This window comes from Methylobacterium sp. WL103 (assembly GCF_008039885.1).
Classification (GTDB): domain Bacteria; phylum Pseudomonadota; class Alphaproteobacteria; order Rhizobiales; family Beijerinckiaceae; genus Methylobacterium; species Methylobacterium cerastii.
The window spans coordinates 1-11,387 of the sequence record NZ_VRUX01000089.1; the positions used below are offsets into that span (position 1 = coordinate 1).

Annotated in this window: 12 protein-coding genes and 1 pseudogene; 11 read left to right on the forward strand and 2 right to left on the reverse strand. The window is 67.3% G+C overall.

The features are described from left to right. Window positions 1–120: pseudogene (locus FV222_RS08300) on the reverse strand (transporter substrate-binding protein); the annotation flags it as partial. Here FV222_RS08300 and urtA point away from each other — a divergent pair. The 11 genes from urtA (at window position 82) to FV222_RS08365 (ending at window position 10,926) form a co-directional block, all read left to right on the forward strand. Beyond that, window positions 82–1,266 (forward strand): urea ABC transporter substrate-binding protein, encoded by a 1,185-nt coding sequence (gene urtA / locus FV222_RS08305; protein WP_147813803.1) that lies wholly within the window; start codon window positions 82–84, stop codon window positions 1,264–1,266. The pseudogene FV222_RS08300 and the gene urtA sit on opposite strands and share 39 nt — an antisense overlap. 263 nt (window positions 1,267–1,529) lie before the next feature. Next, window positions 1,530–2,456, forward strand: a complete 927-nt coding sequence (gene urtB, locus FV222_RS08315) for an urea ABC transporter permease subunit UrtB (RefSeq protein WP_147761806.1) — start codon at window positions 1,530–1,532, stop codon at window positions 2,454–2,456. Window positions 2,457–2,467: 11 nt separating this feature from the next. Then, a complete protein-coding gene (gene urtC / locus FV222_RS08320) occupies window positions 2,468–3,637 on the forward strand; it encodes an urea ABC transporter permease subunit UrtC (protein WP_147753750.1) in 1,170 nt (389 codons plus the stop codon). A gap of 7 nt (window positions 3,638–3,644) precedes the next feature. Continuing rightward, the gene (gene urtD / locus FV222_RS08325; RefSeq protein ID WP_147753749.1) at window positions 3,645–4,430 is read left to right on the forward strand and encodes an urea ABC transporter ATP-binding protein UrtD; all 786 of its coding nucleotides are present in this window, start codon (window positions 3,645–3,647) and stop codon (window positions 4,428–4,430) included. A gap of 74 nt (window positions 4,431–4,504) precedes the next feature. Next, entirely contained in the window at window positions 4,505–5,194 is a 690-nt protein-coding gene (gene urtE, locus FV222_RS08330) for an urea ABC transporter ATP-binding subunit UrtE (RefSeq protein ID WP_187277263.1), read from the forward strand. A gap of 11 nt (window positions 5,195–5,205) precedes the next feature. Further along, window positions 5,206–6,222, forward strand: a complete 1,017-nt coding sequence (locus FV222_RS08335; RefSeq protein ID WP_147813801.1) for an alpha/beta fold hydrolase — start codon at window positions 5,206–5,208, stop codon at window positions 6,220–6,222. Window positions 6,223–6,299: 77 nt separating this feature from the next. Further along, window positions 6,300–7,529 carry a formamidase gene (gene fmdA, locus FV222_RS08340; protein WP_147753746.1) on the forward strand — a complete coding sequence of 410 codons (1,230 nt, stop codon included), beginning with the start codon at window positions 6,300–6,302 and terminating at the stop codon, window positions 7,527–7,529. A 62-nt stretch (window positions 7,530–7,591) separates the two neighbouring features. Next, entirely contained in the window at window positions 7,592–7,909 is a 318-nt protein-coding gene (locus FV222_RS08345; RefSeq protein ID WP_147765320.1) for a zinc ribbon domain-containing protein, read from the forward strand. Window positions 7,910–8,150: 241 nt separating this feature from the next. Continuing rightward, window positions 8,151–9,203 carry an aliphatic amidase gene (locus FV222_RS08355; RefSeq protein WP_147754685.1) on the forward strand — a complete coding sequence of 351 codons (1,053 nt, stop codon included), beginning with the start codon at window positions 8,151–8,153 and terminating at the stop codon, window positions 9,201–9,203. A gap of 158 nt (window positions 9,204–9,361) precedes the next feature. Then, window positions 9,362–10,420, forward strand: a complete 1,059-nt coding sequence (locus tag FV222_RS08360) for a PAS domain S-box protein (protein ID WP_147754686.1) — start codon at window positions 9,362–9,364, stop codon at window positions 10,418–10,420. 83 nt (window positions 10,421–10,503) lie between these two features. Further along, on the forward strand, window positions 10,504–10,926 hold the full coding sequence (locus FV222_RS08365; RefSeq protein WP_147764829.1) for a SufE family protein: 423 nt from the start codon (window positions 10,504–10,506) through the stop codon (window positions 10,924–10,926). Between the two features lie 13 nt (window positions 10,927–10,939). Here FV222_RS08365 and FV222_RS08370 read toward each other — a convergent pair. Continuing rightward, on the reverse strand, window positions 10,940–11,387 hold a 448-nt coding region (locus FV222_RS08370; RefSeq protein WP_246685378.1), incomplete at its 5' end, for a DUF6456 domain-containing protein.

Consider the following 11,387-nt stretch of genomic DNA (forward strand, 5'->3'; position numbering starts at 1 on the left):
CATCACCGCCGCGCACTTGTCGTTGACCAGCAGCTTCTTGGCCTTCTCGGCAAACGTCGGCCAGTCGGAGGCGCCGTCCTCCTGGATGATCTTGATCTTGCGGCCGAGGATGCCGCCGGCCCGGCGACCTCGGCGGTGAGCACCACCGGCCTCGCCGTCACCGACACCGAGGTGACCTGCGGCATCCTCCACTCGATCACCGGCACCATGGCGATCTCGGAGACCGGCGCGCAGCAGGCGGAAAAGCTCGCCATCGCGCAGATCAACGAGGCCGGCGGCATCCTCGGCCGCAAGATCAAGATCATCCAGGAGGACGGCGCCTCCGACTGGCCGACGTTTGCCGAGAAGGCCAAGAAGCTGCTGGTCAACGACAAGTGCGCGGCGGTGATGGGCTGCTGGACCTCCGCCTCGCGCAAGGCGGTGCTGCCGGTGTTCGAGCAGTACAACGGGCTCCTATACTACCCGACCTTCTACGAGGGCCTGGAGCAGTCCAAGAACGTGTTCTACACCGGCCAGGAGGCGACGCAGCAGATCCTCGCGGGTCTCGACTGGGTGCACAAGGAGAAGGGCGGCGACACGTTCTTCTTCGTCGGCTCGGATTACATCTGGCCGCGCACCTCGAACAAGATCGCCCGCAAGCACGTCGAGAACGTGCTCAAGGGCAAGGTCGTCGGCGAGGAGTACTTCCCGCTCGGCCACACGCAGTTCAACTCGGTCATCAACAAGATCAAGCTTACCAAGCCGAAGGTGATCTTCACCGACGTGGTCGGCGGCTCGAACGTGGCGTTCTACAAGCAGCTGAAGGCCTCCGGCATCGACCTCTCGAAGCAGGTGCTGCTGACGATCTCGGTCACCGAGGACGAGATCGACGGCATCGGCGGCGACAACATCGCCGGGGCGTACTCGTGCATGAAGTACTTCCAGTCGATCGAGAACGACAACAACAAGAAGTTCGTTGCCGACTTCAAGAAGATGTGGGGCGAAAAGACCGTCATCGGCGACGTCACCCAGGCCGCCTACCTCGGGCCTTACCTGTGGAAGATGGCCTGCGAGAAGGCCGGCTCGTTCGACGTCGACAAGGTCGTCGCCGCCTCGCCCGACCTCGAGTTCAAGGGCGCGCCGGAAGGCTACGTCCGCATCGACCCGAACCACCACCTCTGGTCGAAGACCCGCGTCGGCAAGGCCAAGCCCGACGGCCAGTTCGAGATCGTCTACACCAGCCCCGAGCTGATCAAGCCGGACCCGTTCCCGAAGGGCTACCAGTAGGCCGCATCCGCGCGCCGCCGACGCGGCGCGCGATTTGCAGACGGCCTTTCGACGATCACTCATCCCCCCGACCTCATCCTGAGGCGCCCGCGGCAGCGGGCCTCGAAGGAGGGCTCCAGGGGTCGCCGAGCACGCCGGAGGGCCCCTTCGAGGCCTCCGCTTCGCTCCGGCACCTCAGGACGAGGTGGGAGGGTGGGAGACGGCGATCGCGCAAAGCGGCGGGCCACGGCCCTCCGGCATTCCCGACGGCTCGGAGCGCACGGATGTTCGGTGACTATTCCCTCGGCGACCTCGGCGCGATCTTCGCGATGCAGGGCTTCGCCGGCCTGATCCTGTTCTCCGTCTACGTGCTGATGGCGCTCGGCCTGGCGATCATCTTCGGCCAGATGGGCGTGATCAACATGGCGCACGGGGAGTTCATGATCCTTGGCGCGTACATGACCTACCTGTGCTCGTCGTTCTTCCAGAACTACCTGCCGGCCCTGTTCCCGGGCTACTTCTTCCTGGCGATGGTGCTCGCCTTCTGCGCCTCGGGAGCGCTCGGGATGCTGGTGGAGTGGGCGCTGATCCGCCACCTCTACAAGCGCCCGCTCGACACGCTGCTCGCCACCTGGGGCCTGTCGCTGATCCTGCAGCAGGCCTACCGCTCGATCTTCGGGGCGCGCGAGGTCGGCGTCGAGCTGCCGACCTGGCTGATCGGCTCGGTGCAGGTCACCGAGTCCATCGAGATCCCGATCAACGGCCTGTTCGTGATGGCTGTCACCACGCTGATCACGGTCGGCGTCGCGCTGCTGATCTACCGCTCGCGCTTCGGCCAGCAGGTTCGCGCAGTGATGGCGAACCGCCCGATGGCAGGCGCCGTCGGCATCGATACCGAGAAGGTCGACCGCTACACCTTCGGCCTCGGCTGCGGCATCGCGGGCGTGGCCGGCTCGGCCTTCACCATGATCGGCTCGACGGGGCCGACCTCGGGCCAGCTCTACATCGTCGACACCTTCCTGATCGTCGTGTTCGGCGGGGCGGCCTCTCTGCTCGGCACCATCGCCTCGGCCTTCTCGATCTCGCAGACCCAGTCGACGCTGGAATTCTTCCTCTCCGGCTCGATGGCCAAGGTGCTCACCCTGCTCGCGGTGGTCGGCATCCTGATGCTGCGGCCGCAGGGCCTGTTCACCCTCAAGGTCCGGCGCTGAGGATTTCGACGATGAAGAACCCCGTCCAGACCCTGACCAAGTCCGTCACCGTGAACGACAACCCGTTCATGAAGCCGATCGAGTGGCTAAGCCTCGCGCTTCTCGCTCTGGTGCTCCTCGTCGTGCTGCCGAGCCTGCTCGACGCCTTCCGGCTCAACCTGGTGGGCAAGTACCTCACCTACGCCTTCGTGGCGCTCGGCCTCGTCATCTGCTGGGGCTATGCCGGCATCCTGTCGCTCGGCCAGGGCTGCTTCTTCGGCCTCGGCGGCTACTGCATGGCGATGTACCTGAAGCTCGAGGCGTCCAGCGTCGCGAACACCAAGATCCAGTCGACGCCGGGCATCCCCGACTTCATGGATTGGAACCAGATCACCGAACTGCCGTGGTTCTGGAAGCCGTTCCAGAGCCTGCCGCTGACCTTGATCCTCGTCGTCGCGGTGCCGGTGCTGTTCGCCTTCGCGATCTCGGCAGCGATGTTCAAGCGCCGGGTCGGCGGCACCTACTTCGCCATCATCACCCAGGCGATCGCCGCGATCCTGACCATCCTGATCGTCGGGCAGCAGGGCTACACCGGCGGCATCAACGGCATCACCGACCTGCGCACCCTCCACGGCTGGGACATCCGCACCGACAGCGCCCACACCATCCTGTACTTCGTCAACGGCGGGCTGCTGCTCGGCTGCATCCTGATCGCGCAGTTCGTGAAGAAGTCGAAGCTCGGGCGCATCCTCGTCGCGATGCGCGACAAGGAGGACCGGGTGCGGTTCTCCGGCTACTCGGTCGCCGGGTTCAAGGTCTTCGCCTTCTGCCTCGCCGCCGCCTTCGCGGCGATCGGGGGCGCGATGTTCACCCTCCAGGTCGGGTTCATGTCGCCGTCCTTCGTCGGCATCGTGCCCTCGATCGAGATGGTGATCTACGCCGCCGTCGGCGGGCGGATGTCGCTGTTCGGCGCGGTCTGGGGCACGCTGCTCGTCAACTGGGCCAAGACCAGCTTCTCGGAATCCTTCCCCGACCTGTGGCTGTTCGGCCTCGGCGCCCTGTTCATCGCCGTGGTGCTCGCCTTCCCGAACGGCCTCGCCGGCATCTGGCGCGAGCACATCGAACCCCGCCTCACCCGCCGGGTGAAGGGTCTGCGCGCCCCGCCCCCCGCGATCGTCCCCCACGGCGCCCCGGCCGAGTGAGAGCATCATGAACGCCGCGATCCTCCCGGGCTCCGTCATCGGCGCCAACCCGAACGCCCCCGAATACCTGCTGGCGGTCGACGCCCTCACCGTCTCCTTCGACGGGTTCAAGGCGGTCAACGACGTCTCGTTCTACGTCGACCCCAACGAGATCCGGGTGATCATCGGCCCGAACGGGGCCGGCAAGACCACCGTGCTCGACCTGATCTGCGGGCGCACCCGCGCCAGCGCCGGGTCGATCAAGTACAAGGGCCAGGAGCTGACCAAGCTCACCGAGAGCGCGATCGTCCAGGCCGGCGTCGGGCGCAAGTTCCAGACGCCGTCGATCTACGACGACCTCACGGTGTTCGAGAACCTGGAGATCTCGTTCCCGCGCGGGCGCTCGGTGTTCGGGGCGCTGACCTTCAAGCGCGACGCCGAGGTGCGCGACCGCATCCACGAGATCGCCGAGACGATCTTCCTCAAGGACCAGCTCCTGGAGCGGGCCGAGTTCCTGAGCCATGGCCAGAAGCAGTGGCTCGAGATCGGCATGCTGCTGATCCAGGATCCGGAGCTGCTGATGCTCGACGAGCCGGTGGCCGGGATGAGCGTCGGCGAGCGCATCAAGACCGCCGAGCTCCTCAACCAGATCATCGTCGGCCGCTCGGTGCTGGTGATCGAGCACGACATGAAGTTCGTCGAGGACATCGCCCACCGGGTCACCGTGCTGCACCAGGGCAAGGTCCTGTCGGAGGGCTCGATGGAGCGGGTCAAGAACGATCCGAAGGTCATCGAAGTGTATCTGGGACACTGAGCATCATGCTGCAGACCGCGCATCCTCCCCTGGCGAAAGCCCCTCCGCTGCCGACGGTCCCGTCGGCCGCGCCGATCCTGCGCGTCGCGGACCTGCACGCCGCCTACGGCCAGAGCGAGGTGCTGCACGGCCTCGACTTCCAGGTCGCGCCCGGCGAGATCGTCGCGGTGATGGGCCGCAACGGCATGGGCAAGACCACGCTGATGAAGACCCTGATGGGGATCGTGCCGGTGAAGGCCGGCTCGATCCGCGTCGACGGCGCCGAAATCGGCGGCCTCAAGAGCCATGCCCGCGTCGCCAAGGGCCTCGCCTACGTGCCGCAGGGCCGGATGATCTTCTCGACCATGACGGTGCAGGAGAACATCGAGACCGGGCTGACCGTCACCGGCACACGCCGCGTCCCCCGGGACCTCTACGACATGTTCCCCGTGCTGTTGGAGATGAAGGGCCGGCGCGGCGGCAACCTCTCCGGCGGCCAGCAGCAGCAGCTCGCCATCGCCCGGGCGCTCGCGAGCCGCCCGAAGGTGCTGCTCCTCGACGAGCCGACCGAGGGCATCCAGCCCTCGATCATCCGCGAGATGGGGCGGACGCTGAAGGCGATCCGCGACGCGCGCGGCCTGTCGATCGTCGTCTCCGAGCAGGTGCTGAGCTTCGCCCTCGACGTCGCCGACCGGGTGCTCGTGATGGAGAACGGCGAGATCGTCCACGAGTCGCTGCGCGCCGACATCGACGAAGCGCAGGTCGCCCGCTTCCTCTCGGTCTGAACGAGGACATCATGGCCGATTACGAGATCTTCGAGCTCGGCGACCACGTTCTCCAGTGCGGCAAGACGCTGCGCAACGCCAAGCTCGCGTTCAAGACCTTCGGCACGCTCAACGCGGCCCGCGACAACGCCATCGTCTACCCGACCTGGTATTCCGGCCAGCACACCGAGAACGAGTGGCTGATCGGGCCGGGCAAGGCCCTCGACCCCGACACGTACTTCATCATCATCCCGAACATGTTCGGCAACGGGCTCTCGTCCTCGCCGAGCAACACGCCGGCTCCCTGGAACGGGCCGCGCTTCCCCAACGTCACGGCCTACGACAACGTCCGCGCACAGCACCGGCTCGTCACCGAGCATTTCGGCATCGAAAAACTGGTCCTGGTGACCGGCTGGTCGATGGGGGCGCTCCAGACCTACCATTGGGGCGCGCTCTATCCCGAAATGGTCCCGCGCATCTTGCCGTTCCAAGGCTCGGCCAAGTGCTCGCGGCACAACTTCGTCTTCCTCGAGGGCGCCAAGGCGGCGCTCCAGGCCGACGCCGCCTTCGCAGAGGGTTGGTATGCGAGCCCGCCGAACAAGGGGCTGCGCGCCTTCGGCCGGGTCTACGCCGGCTGGGGCCTGTCTCAGACCTTCTACCGGATCGAGGCGGACAAGACCCACATGGGCTACGCCTCGCTCGAAGACTTCCTCGTCGGATTCTGGGAAGGCCTGTTTTATACGCGCGACGCCAACGACCTGCTCGCGATGCTGTGGACCTGGCAGAACGGCGACATCGGCGCCAACGACACCTTCCTCGGGGACACCAAGGCGGCGCTTCGCGCGATCACCGCGAAGGCGATCCTGATGCCGGCCTCGACCGACCTGTACTTCCCGCCCGAGGACAACCGGATCGAGGCGGAGTCGATGCCGAACGCCGAGTTGCGCGTCATCGACACGTGGTGGGGCCACTTCGCCGGCGGACCGGGCACCAGCCCCGACGACATCCAGATCCTCGACGACGCGCTGAAACAGCTGCTCGCGAGCTGAAAGGTTTCGGCCGGCTCAACCGGTCGTTCGGGGCATCGCCGTCCCCAGGTTTCCAAGACAGGGAGCAAAGTCAGAAAATGCCCGAGACGCTGATCAAGGTCGACCTGACGCAATCGGCCTACGACAACGACATGGTGCACAACCGCTGGCACCCGGACATCCCGATGGTCGCCATGGTGAAGCCCGGCGACGACTTCATCGTCGAGACCTATGATTGGACCGGCGGCTTCATCAAGAACAACGATTCCGCCGACGACGTGCGCGACATCGACCTGTCGATCGTGCACTTCCTCTCCGGCCCGATCGGCGTCGAGGGCGCCGAGCCCGGCGACCTCCTGGTGGTCGACCTCCTCGACATCGGCGCCAAGCCCGAGAGCCAGTGGGGCTTCAACGGCTTCTTCTCGAAGAACAACGGCGGCGGCTTCCTCGACGAGCACTTCCCCCAGGCCCAGAAGTCGATCTGGGACTTCGAGGGCATGTTCACCAAGTCGCGCCACATCCCCGGCGTGCGCTTCCCCGGCCTGATCCATCCCGGCCTGATCGGCTGCCTGCCCGATCCGAAGATGCTCGAGACCTGGAACACCCGCGAGAAGGCGCTGTTCGACACCGACCCGAACCGGGTGCCGGCTCTCGCCACCCTGCCCTTCGGGCCCACCGCCCACATGGGACGCCTCAAGGGCGAGGCGAAGGAGAAGGCGGCCGCGACAGGCGCCCGCACGGTGCCGGGGCGCGAGCACGGCGGCAATTGCGACATCAAGGACCTGTCGCGCGGATCGAAGATCTACTTCCCGGTCTACGTGCCCGGCGCCGGCCTCTCGATGGGCGACCTGCATTTCAGCCAGGGCGACGGCGAGATCACCTTCTGCGGCGCGATCGAGATGGCCGGCTGGGTCCACCTCAAGGTCAGCCTGATCAAGGACGGCATGGCCAAGTACGGGATCAAGAACCCGATCTTCAAGCCGTCGCCGGTCACGCCGAAGTTCGACGACCACTTGATCTTCGAGGGCGTCTCGGTCGACGAATACGGCAAGCAGCATTATCTCGACGTGACGGTGGCCTACCGGCAGGCCTGCCTCAACGCGATCGAGTACCTGAAGAAGTTCGGCTACTCGGGCGCGCAGGCCTACTCGATCCTCGGCACCGCACCGGTCCAGGGCCACATCTCGGGCGTGGTCGACATCCCCAACGCCTGCGCGACCTTGTGGATTCCGACCAAGATCTTCGAGTTCGACATCAATCCCGGCGCCGACGGGCCGACGAAGTTCATCGACGGCTCGATCCAGATGCCGCTCTCACCGGATCTGTAGTCTCCTGGTTTGCCGCGCTTCCCGGCCGGCAAACCGCACACACCTTGCCTGGAAGCGCGCGAATGCCGGTCTACGATTACGCTTGCGAGGCCTGCGGGCCGTTCACGGTGCTGCGCCCGATGGCGCAGTTCAAGGACCCGCACGACTGCCCCGATTGCGGGACGGCGTGCGGGCGCGCCTTCCTCACCGCGCCGAACCTCGCCTCGATGGATGCGGGCCGGCGCAAGGCCTACGCGACCAACGAGCGGAGCGCGCACGCCCCCCGCAAGTCGTCCGCGCACGGGACCGGCTGCGGCTGCTGCTCGGGGACGAAGGCCAAATCCAACCCCACGGCCGCCAAGAGCTTCCCGAACGCGCGGCCGTGGATGATCAGCCACTGACGGACCAACCTTCCCCCCCTCTGCGGGGGAGGGTGCCCTGCGGATGCAGGGCGGGAGAGGGGCCGGCTCCGAACCCTCCGGACATCGCGCTCCCCTGTCCCGACCCTCGCTCACGCGAGACCCACCCTCCCCCTCACCCAAGTCGGGCTTGCCCGACTTGGGCACACAAGGCGCGGATCTCGGGCAAGCCCGAGATCCTTAGGGGGGAGCGAAGAAACCCGAGCCAGGAGGAACCCACGCCATGATGCACGGAGACATCTCGTCCAGCGCCGACAGCGTCGGCGTCGCGGTGGTGAACTACAAGATGCCGCGCCTCCACACGAAGGCAGAGGTGCTGGAGAACGCCAAGAAGATCGGCGACATGATCGTCGGCATGAAGGCCGGCCTGCCGGGTCTCGACCTGGTGATCTTCCCCGAATACTCGACCCACGGGATCATGTACGACGCGGGGGAGATGTACGAGACCGCCTCGACCGTGCCCGGCGCCGAGACCGAGATCTTCGCCGACGCCTGCCGCAGGGCCAAGGTCTGGGGCGTGTTCTCGCTCACCGGCGAGCGCCACGAGGAGCATCCGAACAAGGCGCCCTACAACACCCTGATCCTGATGAACGACCAGGGCGAGATCGTGCAGAAGTACCGCAAGATCATGCCCTGGACGCCGATCGAGGGCTGGTATCCGGGCGACCGCACCTACGTCTCGGAGGGGCCGAAGGGCCTGATGATCAGCCTGATCATCTGCGACGACGGCAACTACCCCGAGATCTGGCGCGATTGCGCCATGCGCGGGGCGGAACTCATCATCCGCTGCCAGGGCTACATGTACCCGGCGAAAGAGCAGCAGATCCTGATGTCGAAGGCGATGGCCTTCGCCAACAACACCTACGTCGCGGTGGCCAACGCCGCCGGCTTCGACGGAGTCTACAGCTACTTCGGCCACTCGGCGATCGTCGGCTTCGACGGGCGCACGCTCGGCGAGTGCGGCGAGGAGGAGATGGGCATCCAGTACGCGGCGCTTTCGAAATTCCTGATTCGCGATTTCCGCGCGCACGGGCAGTCGGAAAACCACCTCTTCAAGCTGCTCCACCGCGGCTACACCGGGATGATCAACTCCAAGGAGAATCGGCACGGGCTGTCGGAATGCCCCTACGACTTCTACCGCCGCTGGATCGAGGACCCCGACGCCACCCGCGACGCGGTGCGCGCCATCACCCGCCAGGGCGTCGGCACCGAGGAATGCCCGATCGACGGCATCCCCTTCGTCGGCAAGGGCGAAGGGCCGCCGGACCCGCGCTGAAATCGGCTCCGACGCAACGCCGCGCCGGCCCCGGATCGGGTCTGCGCGGCCACTTCCATGACACGACGACGTCTGATCGGAACGGCCCAAGGCCCGACACGTTGACCGGCGCTTGTCTTGCGCACATCAGGTCGAACCAGGGGCGGATCGGGTAGATCATGAACGGTGAGTCGAAGCCGGCCGGTGCGGGCGGTCAGGACAGCAGGCCGGGCGCGCACGGTGTCAGTGCGGAGTTCCGGCGCTTCGCCGACGACGTCCCGCTGATGATGTGGCGCTCGGACCATCGCGGCCACGCGATCCATCACAACGAGTGCTGGCTCCAGTTCACCGGCCGGCCGCTGGAGGAAGAACTCGGCGTCGGCTGGCGCACGGGCCTGCATCCGGACGACTTCGAGCGGCACGCGCGCATCGTCTCCGAGGCGTTCACCGCGCGCGAGCCCTTCACCGTCGAGTTCCGCCTGCGTCGTCACGACGGGGCCTATCGCTGGCTGCTCGACACCGCCCGGCCGCTGACCGAGGACGGCGAGTTCCGCGGCTATCTCGGCTCCTGCTTCGACATCACCGACCGCAAGCATGCCGAGGTACATATCGAGGAGGCGCTGCAGGAGAAGGAGACCCTGCTCGCCGAGGTCTACCACCGCGTCCGCAACAACCTGCAGGTCATGGTCAGCCTGATCGGCCTCTACGGCCGCGCGGCGCCGGAGCCCTGTCGCGGCAGCTTCGAGGCGCTGGGCCAGCGGGTGCGGGCGATCGCGCTGGTGCAGCAGCACCTGCACGAGGCGCCCCACATCGCCTCGATCGACCTGCGCGATTACTTGCATCGGCTCGCCTCCGGCCTCGGCCAGCTCCGCCGCGCCGGGCGCATCGGCGTCCACCTCGGCGGCGCCGGCACCAGCCTCGTCGAGCCGCGCACCGCCAACGCGCTCGGGATGATCGTCGCCGAGATCGTGGCCGAGTGCCTCGACGCCACCGCCGAGAGCGTCGCTTGCGCCATCGCCATCGACATCGACGCCGCCCCCGGCGCGCCGGTGCGCCTCTCGATCACCTCCGGCGCCGGCGACCAGGCTGAATCCGGCCGGCCCAACATTCCAAAGCTCGGGCCACGGTTGATCGCGGCCTACGCGGCTCAGGCCGAGATCGCCGTCACCGGGGTGGCGACGGCCGAGGACCCGCTGCGGCTGCAGCTGCCGGAGGCGCGGGTCGACGGCCCAGCCTGAAGGGCGCCGCAGATTCGCTTCGGCCGGGGTGGCGACCTATATCTTGGACGACCCCCGCGCCCCCGACAGAACACCGGCCGAGCATGCTGCCTCCGATCGAGACCATCGTCGAGAACTTCGAATTCATCGACGACTGGGAAGAGCGCTACCGCTACCTGATCGAGCTCGGGCGCACCTTGCCGCCGGCCGACGCCGCCCTGCACGCGGAGTCGAACAAGGTGCTGGGCTGCGCCAGCCAAGTGTGGATCGACCTGAACGTCGATGCGTCCGCCGACGTGCCGCGCCTTCACCTGCGGGGCGACAGCGACGCCCACATCGTGCGCGGCCTCGTCGCGCTGATGGTCGCGCTGTTCGACGGCAAGACCCCGCGCGAGGCGGCAGACACCGACGCCTTCGCCCTCTACACCAAGTTGGGCCTCGGCGAGCACCTCACCCCGCAGCGTTCCAACGGCGTCCGCGCCATGGCCGACCGCATTCACCGCGACGCGGTCCGCCTCGCCGCCTGAGCGGGCGACCGCCTCACGCCCGGTCGCGCCACAGCCGCATGCGGGCATGGTCCGGGCCTATGGCCTCGCGCTGCAGGCCGTAATGCTCGGCCAGCCGCCCGTGGGCGATCTTGGCGACCACCTTGGCGGAGCGGGCCGGCCAGCGGCGTTCCTCCTCGATCCGCTCCAGCCCCTTCACGTGGCCGCACAGGTCGATCAACAGGCCCGACAGGTCGTGGCCGACCGCATCCATCGCGCGGTCCACCCGGGCGCGCGCCGCCATCATCGTGTCGGAGGCGCCGGCGGCGTCGCGCGGCCCCGAGCCGTCGACGCGGATCGCCGTCCAGTCGATGCCCATCCGCGGCATCAGCATGCCCGTGGTGATGTCGCGGCGCAGGCGCTCGCCGGCCTCGAACGACGCCCGGTCGAGAAGCGGCGCCCCGTCGCGGCCGCGCCGCCGCACCATCCAGGCGATCGGGCTC